Genomic DNA, 21,474 nt, shown 5'->3' with positions numbered 1-21,474 from the left:
TGTGCATAACACATTTATGACAATTCAAACCTAAGTATAAAAATACGAAAGGAAGCCCATCAAGTATTGAGTTGATGAGCTTCCCGTGTTTTAATTATGCAATTGTCGTTAATAAACTGAATTGTGTGCTGCACAGGTACCTGTTTAAAAGTCACTTTTCACATGCAATGCCGTCTTTGTCGCGGTCCATCTTTGTGTGCGACTTGTAAATTTCTGCTGAAACAAAAGGTTTAAACTTCGTTTTTCCACCTACGTTTCGGACTTTAGCATCTTTAGCGACGCCGCCCGGATATGTTTTATTCAACTCGGTGCAGTTCTTAAACTTGGCTGGGGTTGCGTTAGCTGAGTCGATTGGCGTTATGAATAGAAGGAATGCAAGGGAAATTACGGTGATTCCAGTTAAGCTCTTTTTCATTTTCATCTCTCCAACTAGTATTATTTGTAAATACTTGTAACATAAAATCCCGATTTCACTATACTATTTTTTGTTAAGCAACTAATAATTTCAATCATTTTCTACCATTATACCCAATTCAAAAATTCCAAGTGCTAACATCCACCCATTGCGTTCACTCTTCAAGATGAAGGATAATAGATAGATTACACCATGAGAGAGGTTTACAGATGAAAGGAAGTTCACATGCACTTATCGGCGTTACTGCCGGAGCAATCGCAGGGTATCAGGTGCAACCCGATGTATACACAATCGCAGTCGCCTCAGTGATTGGCGGCGTATCAGCACTTGTCCCCGACCTTGACACAAATGGGCTGGCAACCAACCGGATCACCCTTTCCAAACAGGTCACTCAATGGCTGATGCAGCTAGTCGGTGCGGGCATTTTAGTAGCAATCGTCTACCAATATTTCACTACAGGTTTCGCCCCATCCATTTTACTTTACGCAGGAATCGGTTTGCTACTGTTCATCGTATCGAGGCTCATTACACAACGAAGAATGTTGACCCTCACCGGTGTCATGGTGATGTGGCTCGGAATTGTGATGCATCAATCGATCGGCATCCTGTTGGTCGGAAGTTATATCGTCATAGCATCATTCCTTCCGCACCGCTCCTACACTCACTCACTTCTAGGGCTCGCGTTTTATGCGTTCATTTTGAATCAATTACAACAGGAGTGGCCGATCGACGGTCTACTATCAGCAGGGATTGCTGGTTACGGCAGCCATCTAATCGCAGACATGAAGCTCCTCCCCATGAACCGCCGAGGCGTAAAATGGTTCGCCCCGATATGGAATAAAGAGTGGTGAATGAATTGCGCCGGTGCCTGTGCAAGGCACATTTATGACAATTCACTAATAAACATGAATATACAAAGGGAAGCCGGCCAAACATTGATTTGGCTAGCTTCCCTTTTCCGAGTTATACAATTGTAACTAATAAACTGAATTGTGCGCTGCACAGGCACCCAAACAATTAACCTATTTCTCTACAGCCACCATCTCGCGGAGCTTATATTTCAACAGTTTTCCTTGCAGGCTCCGTGGAAGTTCGTCGGCGAAATCGACAGTTCGTGGCTTTTTATAGTCGGCGAGCTTGCCATCGCAAAATTCGATGATCTCTTTTGAGTCTGCTTCTTCTCCTTCACGAAGGACAACAATCGCTTTCACCGCTTCTCCCCATTTTTCATCCGGCACACCAATCACCGCTACATCGGCTATCTTCGGATGGCGATGGAGGACGCCTTCAATTTCCGCTGGATAGACGTTCAGCGCGCCTGACAAAATCATATCCTGTTTGCGGTCGACGATAGAATAAAATCCGTCCTCATCCTGAACTCCCATATCACCGAGTCCAAGCCATTCGCCGTGAAACGCTTCGGCTGTCGCTTCCGGGTTCTTATAATATTCATCACAAAGGGTCAAGCCCTTCACTAAAAACTCGCCCGGTTGACCCGGCGGCACTTCATTCCCATCGTTATCGACAAGTTTCACTTCCATTCCTAACATTGGCACACCGACGGAGCGTTCCTTCAGTTCCTGGTACTCCGGGAATAAATTCGTCGATCCCCCATGTTCCGTTGCACCGTAAAACTCATTCAATTCAGCATCCTTAAAGAATGCCATCACTTTTTCTTTCGTGCTAGAGTGTAATGGCGCACCGACTGAAAACAGTCCCTTCATCGAACTGACATCGTACTTGTTTCTTACCTCCTCAGGCAAAGCAAAAATCGCGTCAAACATCGGCGGTGCCATGAATGAAGTCGTCGTTTTCTCCTTATCGATTGCTTCCAACACTCCGACAGGGTGGAACTTCGGCAAAATATGAAGTGAATTCCCGACGAGAAGATTCGGAACGGAAGTCGACAGAGCCGCCGCGCCATACAATGGACCGGAAACCAATCCTTTTCCGTTTCTCACAATCCCGAATTCAATACTGAACAGTAACGCGACGAGATACATGCTCCGGTGCGATCGGACCGCCCCTTTCGGATGACCCGTCGTTCCTCCGGTATACATAATGCAAACTGTATCAAGCTCGCCCAATTCATAGTCTATGATCGGTTCATTTTCGGAATAACGTGCAATCCAGCTTTCATATTCAAAGGACGCCATCTCAGCAGAGCCCCCAACCGATACGAATAACTGAACATCCTTCACTCGCTCTTTAATAGAAGATATTTCTATATCGAATTCCGCCCCATATATCAGTCCAACGGCATCGGAGTTTGTCAACACATGCTCAATTTCCGGTCCGACAAAGCGGGAATTGATTGGAACGAAAACCGCCCCAATCTTTGCGCAAGCGAACATGATTTCAAAGAGTTCATTGCAATTCAGCAGCATAAAAGCTACCTTATCCCCCTTCTCAACACCCGTCTCAAGCAACGCGTGCGCTAACCGGTTAATACGCTCATTGAATTCACGATAACTAAACCTCTTGCCCATGTACGATAGCGCTTCCTTTTCTCCATAACGACTAGCATTCAATCTAATCGGATCTGCGAACAACATATGCTGCATCCTAAATCCCCCATTCCTAATAATCAACTATGAAGACTACTTCGCTGAATATTGCGGAAACCCTCTATTTAGATAGATGGTGTAAATTGTGTCAGAATTGCGCCGGTGCCTGTGCACGACACATTTATGACAATTCATCTATCTGCATGTAAATGCAAAGAAAATCCGATCAAATGGTAATTCGATCGGATTCTCATCTCTAGATTATACAATTGTAGCTAATAAACTGAATTGTGCGCTGCACAGGCACCGCTTTTATTGGCACCGCTTTTACTCCGCCCGATATTCCGCCAAGAACTCTTTGACTTTCGCCGGGTCTGCCATGAGCTCGTTGCCTGTGTCGACTAACGGGCTTACTGTGGAGTAGGCTTTCTTCTTATTCCCTTGGTAGAAGTTCAAGAATTCGTCTTGGTTGATGGAATAGAGAACGGCTTTCCGCAGGTTTTCGCTTTTGGCAACTTCCCGGTCAGCTCCGTTAAATAACAAGTACGTGACTGCATTGCTGTCGTTCTTTTGCAATACTAACTTATCATCGTTCTCGACGAGCTCATACTTCGTTTCCGGCACTCCGTTGAATAGATGGATTTCGCCATTACGCAATGCAGACAACGAACTGTCCGCGTCTTCAATAAAACGGACCGTCACTTCAGAAATTTTCGGTTCGAATTCGCTGCCCGCACGGTATGCCGGGTTTTTCACGAAGTCCGCTTGGTAGTCGTTTTTCTTCACCAAAATATATGGACCGCTCGCATATAGATGGTTGTCATACGTTGCACCTTCCGTCACAGTCCGTTGGTCGCCGTACGGAATATCTTTATTCACATTAAACGCCGCCACGTCATACGTATTAATGCTTTCAACTTGCTGCTTTGATACGATCCCAGCAGATTGGTGAGCCAAATAATTCAGCACTTGCGGGAAAGCCTCTTTTGTCGTCACTTTGACAACTTGGTATTTTCCTGCGCCGCTGTCAGCGGCAGTTTTGTCTGCCACAAGCTCCGCGATTTCAGATTCAAGCCCCTCACTAAGAGCCTCCAGGATAGACCCGTCGCCGCCGGAAACCTTCGCCTCTTCCAGCTCCGCGAGATCCGTCACGATTTCGACTTCCTTCATGCTTTCATGCAAGCTGTACGTCCGGTGATCCGGCACAGAATCCTTGTCTTTCGCGCGGTTCAATGAAAACACGACATCATCCGCACCAACGCGCTCCCCTGTATCGACCGCTTTTCCGTCCGCCACTTTTACAAAATTGATGTCATCACGGAGAATGAAATAATAATCCGTATTTCCGTCGCCAATCGCATAGTTATACGAAAGCGATCCGTCCGAAACAACTTGGTCGTCATCCGTCAAATTGACGAGGCGCACATACATATTCGTATTCAACGTATTAATCGAGCCGTCGTTCCCTTTGATCGGGTCAAGCGACGTCAACGATCCGATCGCCTGCTGAGTGATTAACGCCGCCGCATCGCGCTTTGCTGCATCATTGAAATCGATCGTCTCCCATGCGATCGCTCTCGACTTCGCAAGACGGACTGTATCCGGGTTCAACACATCTTTATTGATCCCTTGCGCTTTAAATGAGATATAAAGTGGCGCAATATACGCTTTCTCGCCTACAATCCGCTGTTCAAGCTGCTTATACGTCCCCTTGAATTCATCAGGTGTTTCAGTGCTCGCCTTCTCAATCAAACCGTCCACTTCAGAATCATTAATATTGCTATTATCACCATCAGATTTAAATAAAGAACGGACCGCATAATCCGGATTCCCCGTCACAGTCGTCCAGCTGGACAACGCGATATCATAATTCCCTGCATCGCGCTGCGCCTTGAAGCTGCCGTAGTCCGGCTGGATATTCAATTTCACGTCAAAACCATTTTTAATGAGCTGGTCACGGACAATATTCATGTCCTCCTCGCCAGCACTCGTTCCAAGCAACTCTATCGTCACTTTGCCGGAACCCCCGCCGCCTTTAGTCTCTCCACTATCCTTTTCACCGGACACATCCGACTTCGTTTTCACACAGCCCGCCAACACAACGATAAGCGCGAGCATCATGATTACTAATCTTTTTCCCATAATCAATTCTCCTGTTCTAAATGTATTTATTCAGACGCCACTAACAAGATCCGTCAATCAAGCCGCGGGTCAAGCGCATCTCTCAGCCCATCCCCCAAAAAGTTGAAGGAAAGGACGAGCAGAATGATGGCGAGCCCCGGGAAAACCGCCAAATACGAATGGGATTCCAAATACGTGCTTCCGACCCGCAGAATATTCCCCCACTCCGGAATATGCGGTTCAACGCCGAGCCCTAAATAACTCAAACTGCTCGTCGCAATGACAGCCCCGCCAATCGTCAACGTCGACTTCACAATCATCGGCGCCATTGAATTCGGCACAACCTGTTTGAAGATGATCGACATATCCGAAGTTCCCAAAGCGCGAGCAGAATCGACAAAATCATAATTCGACACCATCAACACATTCGCCCGCATCGTCCTCGCATACGTCGGAATCGACCCGACGCTGAGCGCGATGATCAAGTTCATCGTATTGGCGCCAAATGCCGCGATAATCGCAATGGCGAGTAGGATTCCGGGAATCGCGTACAAAATATCCAGCAAACGCATGATTACATTATCTGTCCGCGTACTGTAGTAGCCCGCAATCCCTCCCAGAAATCCGCCAATGAACGCCGGAATGACAGTAGAGGCGAAGCCGACGATCAAGGAAATCCTTGCACCAAACACAATCCTTGAAAACACATCGCGGCCGAAGTTATCCGTGCCAAACGGATAGGCAAGGCTTGGTTGCTGCAAAATATTGCCGTAATCATTTGCGACCGCAAGATCATAATCGAACGTGAACCGACTCACAACCGAAATCGTCAGCATAAGGATAATGAAAAACATCCCCATGGCAGCCATGGAATTCCGCGTAATCTTCTCCCACATCACATTCCATTTCATGATGCGCGAACGGTCGTTGCTCATTGATTTCAACAACAGGCTCCAACCGAGCAGCAATGCGAAAATATTGCCCGTCATTGCAGTGAGAAGAACGATGATCGCCACAACTCCCAGTGATTGCGGCGCCTCTACTTCCTTCACTGACTTCGCCACGATAATCAAAACCGCTACATGGAACACCGCAATACCCAGCAAAACGGCCATCGCTACTGGAAATGTGTCCGTAACATACGGCTTGAAGATATTCATTGCCGAAATCGCAATGACGAACAGTTGCGTCAGGAACATATAGACGGCAAAAGTGTATTCCGGCGTCTTTCGTTTATTGATGATATTGAACGCGAATGCAGCAGCAAACACATTCCCAGTTGCTAAACTGATGAGCTGCACATACCCGAGCCGCCGGGTCCCTTTCCGGATTTCCCCACGGCCAAGCAGATCATGCTTCATTCGCCACGCAATGAAAAACTGAAATAGCGCCGTTGTTATATAAGCGATAAAAAATGCGAACAGAACCATATTCATGTCCCCGGTTTTGAACGAGAAACTGTTCCCTAAGAAGATCAATGAGAGGATCAACGAAATGATCCAAGTGAAATTCGCTTGCGGGTATTCCCTTGATACAGCCAATGCATGCCGATTTTTCAGCTTCTCTTCCATCTTTTCACCTGCTTTACGATTGTTTCATCTTCGAACGGATACGCGGGTCGAGGAATGCGTACAAAATATCAATCAGTAAATTCACGAGCGATATCGTAATCGCGATATAGACGACGCCGCCCATAATGGCTGGGATATCTGGAATAAATTGCTTATCCACAATATAACTGCCAATCCCTTTAATATTGAACACTTTCTCCGTCACCGCAGCACCTCCGAGCATGCCGCCAAACATCAGACCGATGACCGTAATAACCGGAATCATTGCATTCCCAACCGCATGCTTCCAAAGCATCTGGCTTTTCGTCAGCCCTTTTGCGCGTGCCGTAATGATGTAGTCCTCATGGATGATTTCCAACAATGATGAACGCATCATCCTTGCAATCGAAGCGGTGAGCCCTGTTCCGAGCACAACAACTGGCATGATCATCGACCAGACATTTCCCGGGCTATAAGTCGCAGGCAGCCAATTCAGCTTAATCGAGAAATTCAGGATGAAGATGAGACCTTGCCAGAAATTCGGAATCGATAAACCGATCAAAGCGATGAACATGAATGTCGTATCCAAGAACGAATTCGGTCGTGTCGCAGATAAGATGCCGACCGGAATAGCGATGACAATGGCCATGACGACGGAAAACATTGCAATCGTAAACGTGACCGGGAATTTATTCTTGATGCTCGACGCAACATCCTCACTTCCCGCAAACGATGAGCCGAGATCGAACGTCGCGATTCCTTTCAATGCATTCCATAACTGTTGCAAATATGGAAGATCCAGACCATGGATGCGGTTGAATGCGGCAATTTGCTCCTTCGTCGCCGACTCACCAAGGATGTTGGAAGCAGGATCGAAAGGTGAAATATAAAGGATGGTAAAAACGAGTATCCCAACCCCGATAATGACGAACACGCTTTGGACGAGCCGCTCCATAATGTATTTCAAAAATGGGTTGCTCATCAAAAACAGCCAACAATACATGACACTCCCTGGCAAAATCGAAGCGATGAGGAATAACGGCCGGTCAAGGAGAGACAGGAAATATGCGGCATATGTCTCTTTCCGCACACCGTTTTGCGTTAGCCTTTCATCAGCCCGTCGCGCAGCCTCTTCCTTCAGCCGTGCGTCCGCCAGCTTTTCCGCCTCCCTATGAATCTCTTCGTGGCTTCTCTTCTCCTCGAAAAATTCCGCTTTCCGATGCAATTGCCCCTCATATGCTACTAAATAGTTGCGTTTTTCATCTGCTAGCTCCCACTCGACTCCTGCCATCGTTGCTGCGTATGTACTATTTTTTCTCTTCAATAAATAAAAGAGAGTAACAAGTAAATGGAGAGGCAGTCCCGTCAAATAGAGCAAGAATCGATACATCGGCCTTCCATGCGTCTCTAGGAACGTTCTTTTGAGCAAGGCAGATACGCCAAGTTTCATCCGCAGTCTCCTCCTTCCCTATATTGTATAATCCCTATCGGTATACTATACTATATTCAAAGACTAAGTTGTTGTCAATTTACGAATTTTCATTTTGATGACCGATAGGGGGATTTTTGATGTCGGAGACAGTGTTGCGCGTGACGGATCTGCATGTTTCATTCGCCGGAAGGGAAGAAGATTTCAATGCAGTCCGCGGAGTGAACTTTGAAGTGAAGAGAGGGGAAACGTTAGGCATCGTCGGTGAATCGGGCAGTGGAAAGAGCGTCACTGCACGCTCCATCATGCGGTTGCTCCCTTCCCCTCCATCGTATATGAAGCAAGGGAAAATTGAGTTCCAAGGGGAAGACCTCTCTTTGAAGACGGAAAAAGAGATGGAAAGCATCCGAGGAAAAGAGATCGGTATGATTTTCCAAGACCCGATGACTTCGCTTAATCCGACTATACGGGTAGGAAAACAAATTGCCGAAAGCCTAGTAAAGCATAGGGGGTTATCGAAGGCGGAAGCGAAGACAGAAGCGATCGAGCTGTTGAAGCTTGTCGGAATAAAAAACAGTGAGAAGCGCTATAACCAGTATCCTCACGAATTTTCAGGAGGCATGCGACAAAGAGTAATGATCGCCATCGCGCTTGCATGCAGACCCTCCCTCTTAATTGCAGATGAACCGACAACGGCACTTGACGTAACGATCCAAGCACAAATTCTGGATTTAATGAAGAACATGCAGCAACGTTTCGACACGTCCATCATTTTGATTACGCATGACTTCGGCGTCGTTGCGGGGATGTGCGACCGGGTAGTAGTCATGAAAGACGGGGAAATTGTCGAAACTGGGACGACGATTGAGATTTTTGAAAACCCGCAGCACCCATATACGAAAAAACTATTGAACGCATTGCCCCGACTTGATGAAAAGAAGAAGCCAAAACGAACACCACATATTAAAGCAGGCGTGGACACGACGATTCCGCTCGTTCAAGTCGATTCATTACGGCAACATTTCGACAGCGGAAAAGGAGAATTGACGAAAGCGGTCGATGATATAAGCTTTCACATCCGTCCTGGGGAAACATTAGGACTCGTCGGCGAATCAGGCTCGGGTAAATCGACGACAGGCCGTGCCATTTTGCGGCTCGACGAACCGACAGCAGGCGACATCCTCTACCAAGGAATCGCCGTCAATCGGTTGTCGAAAATTGAAATGAAAACGATGCGCCGCCACATGCAGATGATTTTCCAAGACCCGTACTCATCGTTGAACCCACGATTTAAGGTGCTTGATATCATCGGGCAGGCACTCGATATCCATAAACTGAGCAAATCGAAAACGGAACGGAAAAAGAGAGTGGAAGAGCTGCTCGAAATGGTCGGCCTCGAACCGGCGCACGCCATGCGATACCCCCATGAATTCTCAGGGGGCCAGCGCCAACGCATCGGCATCGCCCGCGCCTTGGCCGTCGAACCCGACTTCATCGTCTGCGACGAACCATTATCCGCACTCGACGTCTCCATCCAAACCCAAATCGTCGAACTGCTCGAGGATCTGCAACACCGACTCGGACTCACCTATCTTTTCATCGCCCACGACCTGTCGATGGTGAAGCATATTAGCGACAGGGTCGCCGTCATGTACGCCGGCAAGATCGTCGAACTGGCCGAAAGCGAGGAACTGTACAGCAATCCATTGCACCCATACACAAAATCCTTGCTCTCCGCCATCCCGATCCCCGACCCACGGATCGAAGCAACCAAAAAGCGCCACATCCCGAAAGAAGGCTCGGCATCGGACCGCTACAACCTACACAACACTCAATTGGTAGAAGTATCAAAAGGCCACTGGGTCGCAATGTAACCGGACTTCAATCGGTGCCTTTTCAATCGGTGCCTGTGTAAGACACATTTATGACAATTCATCAATATGGATAAAAATCCAAGAGGAAGCCAATGACATGTTGACCACGTCGGCTTCCTCCTTTGTTATATACAATTGTAGTGAATAAACTGAATTGAGCCGGTGCCTGTGTAGGGAGCATTTATGACAATTCACCGTTTCGGATGAAAATGCAAAAGAAATCCAATGACATCTTGCAATCATTGGATTCCTCTTTTTTTACATGCAATTGTAGTGCATAATCTGAATAGTGTGCTGCACAGGCACCGTCAAGAGGCATCGTCAAGAAACGGTCACTTTTTCTCCCATTTTAACTGTATTCCGTCTAGATAAAACAAACGTCGCTACGAGGAGGATTGCAATTGCTAAAATAAGTGTGTATGCACTTCCCGTCAATCCTGCCACGACAAACCCGATGAGAGCAACGGATGCATTTAAAGCTGCATATGGGAATTGCGTTTTGACGTGATCGAGATGATCTGCACCCGCGCCTGTCGAGGAAAGGATTGTCGTATCCGAAATCGGCGAGCAATGGTCTCCGAAAATACCTCCGGATAGAACCGCCCCGATGCATACGAGCATATGGGCATCTAGTGAGATGGCCATCGGAATTGCAATCGGAAGCATGATGGCGAACGTCCCCCAAGAAGTACCGGAAGCGAGGGACATGACCGCACCGACGACAAATAATATGGCAGGGATGATGAACGCCGGTACGTTTCCTTTCGTCACTTCTACGATGAAAGCCGCCGTTCCCATCTCACCAATCACCTTTCCAAGCGACCAAGCAAGGACTAGGGTCACCGCTACGTATACCATTTTCTGCATCCCAGCTGTATAAATATCAAAAATCTCATTGAACTTCTTCACCTTATAAACAATCATGAGGATGACAATCGTAATGGCTGCAAACAGATACGCCGTGCTAAGCGCGACACGGAAATCGCCGCCTGGAACCGGAGTGACCGGAAAGCCCTTTGAGACGAGCAGACCGAACAACGTAAAGAATAAAACAAGAAGCGGTAGCCAAATAAGAATTGTGCGGCTGCCCGTCGTATATTCCTTCATTTCCTCTGCCTTCCGCAACGGCTTCGACTCTGGCCAATAAAGCTGGCCCGTCTGGCGTACACGGTTTTCAGCTCTCGCCATCGGTCCAAAATCTAGCTTCGTAAAGGCAATCAACGGTACGAGCAACACCGTCAAAATCGCGTAAAATTGGAATGGAATCACTTGAATGAGAGTGCTGAATTCAGAATCGGTGATGTCCAACTTATCAAACTCCGCACGAATCAACCCCATAATATACACGCCCCAACCGATGAACGGCACAAGAACGGCTACCGGTGAAGCAGTGGAATCAATAATCCAAGCGAGCTTCTCCCTGGACAATTTCACTTTATCAAAAATCTTCTCAAAAACAGGACCGACAATGAGTGGCGTCCCAAGGTCAGAGAAGAAAATGACAATTCCACCGAACCAAGCCGATATTTGCGCATTCGCCCGCGTTTTAATATATTTGACCGAAGCAGCAGCAAGCGCTGCTCCCCCGCCTGACTTTTCCATAAGAGCGACAAATCCTCCGATGAAAAACAAAAGCACAAGCACAGCCGCATTATAACTATCCGTCAGCTGCGGGAATAAATAATCGCCGATCACGCCTGTCGTCGCTGTTAGCGGATTGCCTCCGACAAGCATAAGAACACCAACGAAAACACCGGAAAACAGTGAAATAATAACATTCTTCGTAACAATCGCTAAAATAACCGCAATAAGCGGGGGAATCAATGATAACAAACCCATATGTTCCATAGTGTTCATTCCTTTCAATTTTAAAATTAAAACACTTGCATAATAATACATAAATATTATTTATTATGCAATGATAGATTTTGGAAACAAGGACTGGTGCCTGTGTATGGTGCAATTATGACAATTCAATTGTCAGTATAAATACGCAAAGAAAAGTCAGTCGATAACCTACACGACTGACTTTCATTTAATAAATTATACAATTGTAGTTAATAAAATGAATAGTACGCTGCACAGGTACCTATATTTACTAAACTTAATCTCCCTCTATAAGACTAATTTGTTACTATATATACACAATTTCTTTGTGCAAAATCAACAAAGTATTGAACATAGTATACAAAATAACTTCTCTGAGTTACGATGGAAAAAGGAGGTAATTTTAATGACAAATAACAACAACAAATCCATTATTGTGCCAGAAAACCCGGTATCACGATTTTTATTTAGTGACACACGCTCTGCTTTCATTTGGTTGGTCATTCGGCTGTACGTTGGGTACGCATGGTTGACAGCGGGTTGGGGTAAAGTAACTAGCGATGCATGGACAGGCGAACACGCTGGGACTGCACTTCAAGGTTTCATTAACGGAGCATTGGCGAAAGCGCAGGAAGGTGGAGACGTTTCGGGATGGTATGCCCTATTCTTAGAAAACACCGTGCTGCCAAATGCAAAGCTATTCAGTTTCTTCGTTGCGTATGGTGAACTTTTAGTTGGTCTTGGCCTCATATTTGGATTACTTACCGGAATTGCAGCCTTCTTCGGAGCCTTAATGAATGTAAGCTTCTTATTCGCAGGGACGCTAAGTTCAAATCCGATGCTGTTCATCCTGGCAACCTGGCTCGTACTCGCATGGAAAGTAGCTGGCTGGTACGGTCTCGATCGTTGGGCGCTCCCGAAATTAGGAACACCATGGAATCGGAAAAAGAATGTTTAATAGGTGAGGTTATGAATTGAAGCAATGAGATTTTGACTGCTCCCCAAATATCCAAAAAAGTCAGCCATTCACATCTATGGCTGACTTCTCATTTCTTATATGACGAAAAATTTATTTTGGACCCCGATACTTATCCGATTTCACATAATGGTTTTCATGGTCAATTCGATCCCACTCGGTTTTCTGGTATTGACTATATTTTAAACGTTGATTAATCACGTCCATAGTAAAAAGCTTATAGTCTTGCGCTTCTGCCCACGCATGAATCGCCAAATAATCTGGATGTTTCGGATCATGATAGACCGTCAAAAAATGAGCATATCCAGGTGGACCTCCAACATCCTCAGGAGGTGCTGTCCCCTCTCCTGCAAGAACAGTCGGGAAACCGAAATAGTAATCTTCTACGATATCCTCAAGATCCACAATGATACGCCAATCATCTCCTGAATCATACCGATACAAGAATTGGCCACTTGCCTCAAAATACTTATCGATCTTCAGATGGGAAGGACGTTTAAGTGTCAATCCCTTAAAATCCTTCTTATATTCTTCATGGATCGAAGGATTATTTGTAATGAAAAGCCCATCTACCTCTACATCAAAGTAATGATACGGCTCATCGATCCACTTGCTTTGAAAGTTTGTGACATTTTGAACCAATTCGTGGAGTCGATTAAATGTTCCGCCTGCAGGCATTATAACCCTTCTCCAAATCAGCGGTTCAATATCTTCAAATGTCAATTTTGCAATATATGCTTTCATGGAAACACCTCACTTTCAACAGTTAGTCCTTATACTAATTCTCTACGTTGATAAAAGCCAGTAATGCATGAATTACAAACTTAAAGTATAGTACACACTTATTAAAACAAAGTTATTCTGAACGCAATGTATAAAACAGCTCTCAAAAAAGCCCTCGCCTATTGAACGGTGAGGGGCTATCTTAAAGGTGACATACAACAAACTTCCGCATTCCAATGCATCTTTACAGTTCACAAAGAATAAGATGAGTTAAAAAGGGGGCTCAATAGTTATTTCTAAAACTATTCTTCTACCATTCCAAATCAACCGTGCTGATACATTTTGGAAGAGATTCAAGGGGCGTATCAGTCACAAAGGGCCGCTTGTCAATAAAGGTCTTCTTCTTACACCTTGCAATTCTCTCCGTATGTTTTTCATCAGGCATCCAATTGACGTCATCTTTCTCACAAAATCAAACCGTGTCATCAAATCAATGTCTTATCGTCGACCTTGGCGAGTCGTGCCTCCTGTAAAAAAAGCATACTCAACTCTTATCCTCCCCCTCGGCACAGTGAAAAAAGAGAAAATTCGCGTAGATGACACACTACAATTCAATTTCAACACAACTGATGAAACCTAATTGTGTCGGTGCCTGTGCGTGGTGCATTTATGACAATTCATCCTAAGGTATGAAAATACAACGAAAAGTCGGCCATTAGCTTTCATGGCCGACTTTTCGTTTCCAAAATATACAATTGTAGTTAATAAACTGAATAGTGCGCTGCACAGGCACCTTATTTTCTTAGGAACTTACAGGTGAGTGACTTGCGCTTTTCACTAGCATTCGAAGCCCTAGAAATATTGCCCACGCATTGTTTTCTTCATCAAAAAAGAATTGTATTGGTTTTTCAATAGGCAGTATGACAAGAGTTCTTTCATCACTAGCACGAAGTTTGTAAGTCCTATTTGAAATAATTGCTGTCATCATTCCATCTTCTAAAGTGATTACCACTTCTGATCCCTCACCGGATCTGTATGTACCCACCATGCGCAGGAAATTTGCAGGATTCATTTCAAAATAAGGTTCTGTACTTCTCTTTTGGTCAATCGGAAGATTTAACACAGTATTCACTGCTGCAAGCCAAATGGCATCTGCGCTTACATCACTCAAATTCGTTAACACGACCGCTACAATTCCCCGCTCAGGAATGAAGCCGAAATTGGATGATACACCTGGCTGCCCACCCCCGTGCTCCACCAATGTAACACCTGAATAAGTAGGTGTTGTTTTAAGTCCATACCCATAAAAGCTATTTCTGTTTATTTTGTGGACAGGTTTTGCCATTCGCGCCGTGTATTGATGACCGATGATCTCTTTTTCAAGCGCACCTACATATACATTTCCATACTTCAGCAAATCAGTAACTGTCGATCGAATACCGCCGCCGACAGCATAGTTCCCCAAGGTCGGCCAACTGCATATTTCTGCTTTGCCGCCGTCTAAAATATAGGGCTTCGTCACATTATCAAATTTATGTAATTCATCAAGATTGTAAGTTGTCCTATCCATCTTCAATGGCTTCAATAGTAGCTTATAAATAAAATCCTGATAATTTTCTCCAGTCACCCGTTCAATAATAGTTCCTAACAACAAAGACATATCATTGTTATAGCAAAAATATTCCCCGGGCTTCCCTAAGTATGTTCGTTCTATTTCATTTATATAGCTAAGGTGTTCCTCAAATCCGTTTAATTGTTCCATTCTCTTCATTGTAGCAAGCCCTGTTGTATGGGATAGAAGATGATGGATCTTAATTTCGTTACTATTATCATAGCCTTTCAATCGGTAACTAGGAAGGTACTTCGTAACTGCGTCATCGATTTCTATTTTGCCTTCTTCCACCAGTTTCATTATGGCAAGTGCTGTAAATGATTTTGTAATGGAGGCGATTCCAAAAATAGTTTCTGGAGTGACAGGCTCACTTGAATCCAAATCCCTTTTACCAAAGCCTTTTTTGTAAATAGTCTTTCCATATTGAGAAAGCGCTACTGCCATACCAGGTATTTGTTCGGCTTCCATCGTTTCTTCAACGAATGCTTCAAATTCTTCCCATCGACTCAATTGCACCCTTCCTTTCGTTAATAGTCAAATCCCTAAAAGTTATTTAAAGGGTTGAATCTTTCCAATTGTTTTACTTCGAATTAACATTCTATCACCTCTCCAAACGAATTAGTAGTTCAGTTTTCTTGTATAGTGAGATGTGTATTACTGACAAACTGCAGTTCGTTGCAGGATAATGAAGTGGGATTAGATAAGTAAAAAGCAAATTGCTAAGAAGGAAGTGCTAACACATTGGATTTAAAATCAGTTATGCAAGAACTCGAAGCGCTCGGCAAGGAACGCACGAAAAAAATATACATGTCCAATGGCGCCCATGAGCCGCTATTCGGCGTCGCAACGGGCGCAATGAAGCCGATTGCTAAGAAAATCGGAATAGACCAAGCTTTGGCGGAAGAACTCTACGCGACTGGGAACTACGACGCCATGTACTTCGCAGGCATCATTGCAGACCCGAAAGCAATGACTGCGACGGATTTTGACCGTTGGATGGATTCTGCGTATTTTTATATGCTGTCCGATTATGTCGTGGCGGTCACGTTGGCGGAAGCGGATATCGCACAAGAAGTTGCCGATAAATGGATCGCTTGCGGTGACGAACTGAGGATGTCAGCTGGCTGGAGCTGCTATTGCTGGCTGCTCGGGAACCGTCCTGACGCTGAATTCTCATCGGACAAGCTTGCCGACATGCTAGAATTAGTGAATAACACGATTCACGATGCGCCAGAAAGAACAAAGTCCGCCATGAACAACTTCATGTACACAGTCGGCTTCTCCTATTTACCGCTCCATGAACTGGCGGTCGAAACGGCAAAGGCAATGGGACCAGTCGAAATGAAACGGGACAATAAAAAACCTGCCATCCTCAACGCTTACGAAAACATCCAAAAGGAAATTGATCGAGGAAGGATTGGCTTTAAACGCAAGTATGTAAGATGTTAAACAGTAGCTTCAAGAGCATTGATCCAATGTGGATGAATGCCTTTTTGTTGTAGTTGCCCATAGGTTGACCAACCAAGGACTTCCCAGATTACGACATATAGTAAGGGTGAAGCCGTAGGGAGGTTATCGTATGAGTTCACATAATTGCTGCTGTTCGCATAGACGGAATGAGAATTATGAATGGATAGGCAGGTGTTGCTCAACATACTGCCACTTCGATTGTTGTGGGCACTCCCACAGCCACTGTGGTTGTTGTCGGTGCAGCGGTTGCCATCACTTCAGTATCCGATTGGCTGGATTGCAAAACGGACTCCTTTCTAGGCTCCACCGATTGTTGTGGTGTGAAGCGCAGTTCAAGCTTGAGGACGGTACTGAAGTAAAAGGGACCATCATCTCGGTCGGGTCTAATTTTGTTGAAGTTCTCCTGGCAGACACCCATTCCGCAGAAAGTGAGACAACTCTTGCCTTAGATCCGGAAGGAATAGAAGTGGACATCGAAGAAGAGTCGGCGACCGAAAAGCGGGAGCATCCAATCGGACGGTCTTGGATCTTTTCAATCGATAAAATCGTATATGTGGAAGTTTCCGGTCAGAAGCCGCACTGACCTGATCAGTAACGATCCAATCAGAAAGAAGTCAGCTACCGTGGAGAACTAGCTGACTTCTTTTTTTAGTACCTACACTTGAATAAGACAGATCGCACCAATTGGAATCTCAATATCCTTTTCCTTCATGGAAAGACTGATGGTTTCTTTGTTTACCTCTTCTAAAGTTCCCAGGAATGTCGCATCTTCCGTAACAACCTGAAGTGAATGTGATTCCAGAGTCAGCAAATAGACGTCCAACCGGATTCTAAAGAACAGGTGGATCAATTCAGGCGAGGAAGCTACCATCTCACCGAAACGGAAGGTCAGTGCCTGCTGACAGCCCGGGGAGGCGTCCTTTAGTCTCGGGTCAGGAAAAGATTCGGCAAATCGGCCTGCGGGCTTGATTTTTTCGATTTGTACATACGGTACAATGAAAGTGACTTTTTCTGCTTGGAGTACGACAAAATCGAAACCTGCGAGCGTCACCCTTCCCACTACAGGCTTTCCGGCTCGAATGGGAACTTCAACGGACAAGCCAATTAATCCATCGAACACTTTTTGATATATTTCATTCGCCGATCGCTCATCCGATAGAGCCAAATCCAGCAATAACTCATTGGCATCATATATCTTTTCAAGGAGTTCAAGAGGCGGGTTATCCGTCGGAGAAGGGAGTTGAGGGTTCGGGAGGATTTCCGGACATTCCTTCCGATTCTCTTCATTTTTCATTTTTCACCCCTCCTCTCCCTATTGCTCCAAAGGCGGCAGTTCAGCATTCGGTTTATCGTGGACCCGCAAAATGCCCCACATGCCTTGTTCGATATCCCAACGGATATTCCCGGATCGGTACAGATAGTCCCCCGGAAATTTCCCATAGGCCCCTGCTCCTCCAAGCAATTCCAAGTTCTTCGCCGCTCCCGCGACATGAAATCCGACAAAGGCTTCTGTCCGCGATTCGATGTCCTTCGTATCAAATCGCCAACGATGTCCATGCAAATGGAAAGAATGTGCTCTTCTTCTTTCAGCCGGCGTCACGAGCCGGATGGTTACGGGATCTCCTGCATAACATTCAAAAACGGGAGTCGCCGGATCTCCGAACACTTTCGAACTGAACAACTCATGCAGCTTCGGATGTTTTCGATAACGATTGATCAATCGTTCGCTTCTATAATTAATTCCCCGGGAACCTTGATCGTACGTATCGAGTAAATCTTCGTCCAACTCTGGCGGCGGGACTAAAATTCCGTCAACCGGGTCAAAGATGACCTGCCCTTGCTTATCGTACAACCGCACCCCATCATGCATAATGACCACAAACTCCCGAATATCGGCCAAGAAAGGGTTCCGGAGCACAACATTCGCTCCCGATGCAACGGGTTGCAGCGTATACGGATCAACATATTCCGTTCCTCTCGGCTCTGCGATGAAGGCCCCGAACGCTCCTTGTGATTTATGGTTCCGGATATCCGCCATATCCCATAGCCCACCAGCGCCTACTTGGGTATCCACCACCCAACGATACGTCCGTTTCTCCCCGGGTCCTACCGTTTGGTCGCCATTGAATCCGACAGTTTCCCCGGCAGACGTTTTGACATCGTATTGTATCAATTGAGGATGCAGGGAAATGCGTAAAGAAGGTGGATAATACGCTTGCTCTTTTACAATAGGATAAGGATAGATCCCATCCGGAAACGGAAACTTCGCCAATTCCAACTCGCTCGTCAACGTCACTTCCACGGTATCCCCCACATTGGCCCGGATAATGAGTGGCTCCGGCTTTTTCGTTCCATTTACAATGGCCTCTTGATCTTCTTTCAAGGCGAAAATGATGCCATGCGGATCATGGTCGCCAAAGTCGTTATAAATCAGCTTCGTATGGAAAGCGACAACGTCAAAATAGCGGACCGGCCCCTCCACAGGGAGGACAGTTGGATCTTCTGCTTGCGGCGGCTTGTCACCCGTGTATTCCGGCAACGGTTTGGAACGCTTTAACGGCTCGGGTCGGTCAGTTAATGAGATTAAATCCGGTACTTTCTCATCATACGCCCGGATCAATCCCCATAGCCCGTTCCATAAATCCTCCTCCGTTTCAAACGCCCATAAGTAGTCGCCCGCTCTTTCGATATATGTTTCCATCGTAAAGGATTCCGAGATTCCGATATGTTGCTGTTCTTTCAACGACGAGTTCAAACTGCCTCGCTCTTTATGCCATCTAAGCCCGTGCACGTTGAAGCTATGGGACTCTTCCTGCGAGCCTTGCAGCAGCCGGATCCGGATCGAATCCCCTTCATATGCCCTTAAAATAGGGGTAACGGGATCTCCATTTGTATAAGAGCTGAACGTATAAGCGGGATCGCAATCTTTCCCTAACCTGAATTGCAACGGTTCGTTCTTATAATTCACGCCGAATAAACCCGGATCGTCATCGGAACTTGGAAACTTTGGCGGTTGCAGCGGTTTTCCATTTTTATCAAACAATAAAGTGAAATCCTGTACAAATAATGCAAAGTCCCGGTAATCCGGTATCAATGGATTCATAGAAGTAATTTGTGTTCCATGCACGACAGGCTCTCCTGTTCGCAAGTCGAGGAATTCCGTAAAGCGGGGATGGACGACGCCAGAACCGAAAACACCATGCTGTTGATGGGCGTTCGGATAGAGGTGATCATGGAAAAACCACGCTTTCAATTCGGACTCAGCATAATAGCAGTACTGGATTGTCTCACCCGGCAATACGGAGGAATCATAGTTCCAGCCCACATTCGCCCCATCGTTCACTAGCACATCGAATTTGACAAAGTGGATATGAAACCCGGTTTCATATACCCGGGTGACTAGTTGAAAAGCATCCCCGTCCAAAATATGCGGCAAACGGTTCGTATAATTGATTGTAAAAGCCGTATGGGCAGGCGTATGAATGACGAGTGGCTCCGGCTCTTTCCTCCCTGCGCAAATATCTTCCAAGTCTTCATCCAGCACATATATTCTTCCTTTAGGATCATGCCATCCTTGCTTATTGTACGTAAGGGGCAGCTCGATTAACGAGATGTTAAATTCCCGGATGGGTGCGTCTTCGGGGCAGGGATCCGTAAAGACGGCTCCAGGTCTTGGATTCTCGATCGCGGCATGCCGCTCCAACTCTGTCAGCCCGCGCCCCCCTACGATGCCAAGCGGTGGACGGGGTGCTTTATAGCCCACCTTGCCGGGAATGAAATTCGGAAACCCCGGTCTTTCGGCTGTCGGCTTAGGCGGCGCTTTCCGGTCTGGCAACGGGTGCAGCGGCTTGATCGGAACGCCATTCGGATAGCACTGGCTTCCATCTTGAAGCGTATTAAAAACCCGGTTCAGTCCCCACATGCCCGCCGCAAAATGCGGGTATAAGTGGCAATGGATGATCGAATCGCCAAATGAACCTTGCAAGCTGCCTAATCCGTAAAGCGGTTCCACAGTATAATGGGTTTGCGGACTGATCGATTGAGCGTCAATAATCTCTGATTCCAGATCATCGGGATCACTCAGCCATTGATGGACATGGTAATGGAAAACATGCGTCTCTTTTACACCCCCGTGAACGACTCGGACCTTCGCGGGATCTCCGACATAGCCGCGTAAAATTGGTGTCGAGGGATCTCCATACACCCACGAATCATGGTGGACTTCCTCCCCTTCACAATTGGGGCAGACCACCCCTTCGGCAATCAACTGTTGCCGTCGGTTAATCGGTTCAAACCGATAATTGGCGCCGTGGAACGAACTTTCCTCTTGGTTGGTCAAATGATGGATCGGCCGATTCCCGGTCAGATCATCCACTTCCATTTCATCATGGAACACCCATGCATACTCGCGGAATGATGGCAAAATAGGATGGTGGATATCCGCATACACCCCACTATTCATCGGCTTCCCGGTCTCCGGATCCGTCCACCACGAAAAACGCCGTTGAACGAAGAGAGCTCCGAATAATCCATTTCCATTCGAGCCGTTCTCGCTGCTGGAAGGGTGCCCCAAATCCGAAAAGAAATAGATTCCTTCTTTCACAACGTGGATCCGGTACACATTTGATTCGTCAGGCGGCACCGTACTATCTTCATTCAACCCGACGTTCGCGCCATCCGCAGTCCGGACATCATACTCCGCTTGCTGGAAATGAAGCCCTGCGTGGAACGGCAATTTATTCTCAAGCAGGATTTCCACCGTATCCCCTTCATTCGCCCGAATAATGAGAGGCTGTACGAGATGTACCGGCATGAACGGATTTTCCTTCACCGACTGCTTCACTTTTTCTTCGTTCTCTTTCAACACATACATCATTCCGTTCGGATTATGGTCGCCAAACGTGTTCAAGACAATCCGAATCGGAATAGCCACAACGTGATACGTTCTAAGCATTGACAACCCCCTCTTT

General features: G+C 46.2%; 16 protein-coding genes. 6 read left to right on the top strand and 10 right to left on the bottom strand.

What is annotated here, in order from left to right; all coding sequences use genetic code 11:
• Nucleotides 1-151: 151 nt before the first annotated feature.
• Nucleotides 152-415, bottom strand: coding sequence for an excalibur calcium-binding domain-containing protein (locus M3152_RS02870; protein WP_251693692.1), 264 nt, complete (start codon nt 413-415; stop codon nt 152-154).
• 209 nt (nt 416-624) lie between these two features.
• Between M3152_RS02870 and M3152_RS02865 the strand changes: the two genes are divergently transcribed.
• On the top strand, nt 625-1,266 hold the full coding sequence (locus M3152_RS02865; protein ID WP_251693691.1) for a metal-dependent hydrolase: 642 nt from the start codon (nt 625-627) through the stop codon (nt 1,264-1,266).
• 171 nt (nt 1,267-1,437) lie between these two features.
• Here the strand turns inward: M3152_RS02865 and M3152_RS02860 are convergent, their stop codons facing one another.
• From M3152_RS02860 to M3152_RS02845, 4 genes are all read right to left on the bottom strand, one after another.
• The gene (locus M3152_RS02860; RefSeq protein WP_251693690.1) at nt 1,438-2,979 is read right to left on the bottom strand and encodes a class I adenylate-forming enzyme family protein; all 1,542 of its coding nucleotides are present in this window, start codon (nt 2,977-2,979) and stop codon (nt 1,438-1,440) included.
• Between the two features lie 270 nt (nt 2,980-3,249).
• Nucleotides 3,250-5,064, bottom strand: coding sequence for an ABC transporter substrate-binding protein (locus M3152_RS02855; RefSeq protein WP_251693689.1), 1,815 nt, complete (start codon nt 5,062-5,064; stop codon nt 3,250-3,252).
• A gap of 53 nt (nt 5,065-5,117) precedes the next feature.
• A complete protein-coding gene (locus tag M3152_RS02850; RefSeq protein WP_251693688.1) occupies nt 5,118-6,614 on the bottom strand; it encodes an ABC transporter permease in 1,497 nt (498 codons plus the stop codon).
• 13 nt (nt 6,615-6,627) lie between these two features.
• Complete coding sequence (locus M3152_RS02845; RefSeq protein ID WP_251693687.1) at nt 6,628-8,043, bottom strand: ABC transporter permease; 1,416 nt, start codon at nt 8,041-8,043, stop codon at nt 6,628-6,630.
• Between the two features lie 119 nt (nt 8,044-8,162).
• Here M3152_RS02845 and M3152_RS17955 point away from each other — a divergent pair, with 119 nt between their 5' ends.
• Nucleotides 8,163-9,896 carry an ABC transporter ATP-binding protein gene (locus tag M3152_RS17955; protein WP_285846883.1) on the top strand — a complete coding sequence of 578 codons (1,734 nt, stop codon included), beginning with the start codon at nt 8,163-8,165 and terminating at the stop codon, nt 9,894-9,896.
• Between the two features lie 321 nt (nt 9,897-10,217).
• Here M3152_RS17955 and M3152_RS02830 read toward each other — a convergent pair whose 3' ends face one another.
• A complete protein-coding gene (locus tag M3152_RS02830; RefSeq protein WP_251693686.1) occupies nt 10,218-11,744 on the bottom strand; it encodes a Na+/H+ antiporter NhaC family protein in 1,527 nt (508 codons plus the stop codon).
• 385 nt (nt 11,745-12,129) lie between these two features.
• Between M3152_RS02830 and M3152_RS02825 the strand changes: the two genes are divergently transcribed.
• Complete coding sequence (locus M3152_RS02825) at nt 12,130-12,681, top strand: DoxX family protein (RefSeq protein WP_251693685.1); 552 nt, start codon at nt 12,130-12,132, stop codon at nt 12,679-12,681.
• A gap of 111 nt (nt 12,682-12,792) precedes the next feature.
• Here M3152_RS02825 and M3152_RS02820 read toward each other — a convergent pair whose 3' ends face one another.
• Entirely contained in the window at nt 12,793-13,443 is a 651-nt protein-coding gene (locus tag M3152_RS02820) for a plasmid pRiA4b ORF-3 family protein (protein ID WP_251693684.1), read from the bottom strand.
• A 265-nt stretch (nt 13,444-13,708) separates the two neighbouring features.
• On the opposite strand from M3152_RS02820, the gene M3152_RS02815 reads away from it, so the two are divergent.
• Nucleotides 13,709-14,062 carry a DUF192 domain-containing protein gene (locus tag M3152_RS02815; protein WP_353056613.1) on the top strand — a complete coding sequence of 118 codons (354 nt, stop codon included), beginning with the start codon at nt 13,709-13,711 and terminating at the stop codon, nt 14,060-14,062.
• 162 nt (nt 14,063-14,224) lie between these two features.
• Here the strand turns inward: M3152_RS02815 and M3152_RS02810 are convergent, their stop codons facing one another.
• Complete coding sequence (locus tag M3152_RS02810) at nt 14,225-15,550, bottom strand: serine hydrolase domain-containing protein (RefSeq protein ID WP_251693683.1); 1,326 nt, start codon at nt 15,548-15,550, stop codon at nt 14,225-14,227.
• A 225-nt stretch (nt 15,551-15,775) separates the two neighbouring features.
• On the opposite strand from M3152_RS02810, the gene M3152_RS02805 reads away from it, so the two are divergent.
• Together M3152_RS02805 and M3152_RS02800 are read left to right on the top strand one after the other, a co-directional pair.
• On the top strand, nt 15,776-16,483 hold the full coding sequence (locus M3152_RS02805; RefSeq protein WP_251693682.1) for a DNA alkylation repair protein: 708 nt from the start codon (nt 15,776-15,778) through the stop codon (nt 16,481-16,483).
• 331 nt (nt 16,484-16,814) lie between these two features.
• Nucleotides 16,815-17,087: a hypothetical protein gene (locus tag M3152_RS02800; RefSeq protein WP_251693681.1), complete on the top strand. Its 273-nt coding sequence runs from the start codon at nt 16,815-16,817 to the stop codon at nt 17,085-17,087.
• A 72-nt stretch (nt 17,088-17,159) separates the two neighbouring features.
• Here M3152_RS02800 and M3152_RS02795 read toward each other — a convergent pair whose 3' ends face one another.
• On the bottom strand, nt 17,160-17,798 hold the full coding sequence (locus M3152_RS02795; protein ID WP_251693680.1) for a hypothetical protein: 639 nt from the start codon (nt 17,796-17,798) through the stop codon (nt 17,160-17,162).
• A gap of 18 nt (nt 17,799-17,816) precedes the next feature.
• Complete coding sequence (locus M3152_RS02790; RefSeq protein WP_251693679.1) at nt 17,817-21,458, bottom strand: multicopper oxidase domain-containing protein; 3,642 nt, start codon at nt 21,456-21,458, stop codon at nt 17,817-17,819.
• Between the last annotated feature and the right edge of the window lie 16 nt (nt 21,459-21,474).

The organism is Sporosarcina luteola (assembly GCF_023715245.1).
Classification (GTDB): Bacteria; Bacillota; Bacilli; order Bacillales_A; family Planococcaceae; genus Sporosarcina; species Sporosarcina luteola_C.
Note: the sequence above shows the minus strand (reverse complement) of the source record. Positions and strands in the feature narration are given on the sequence as shown.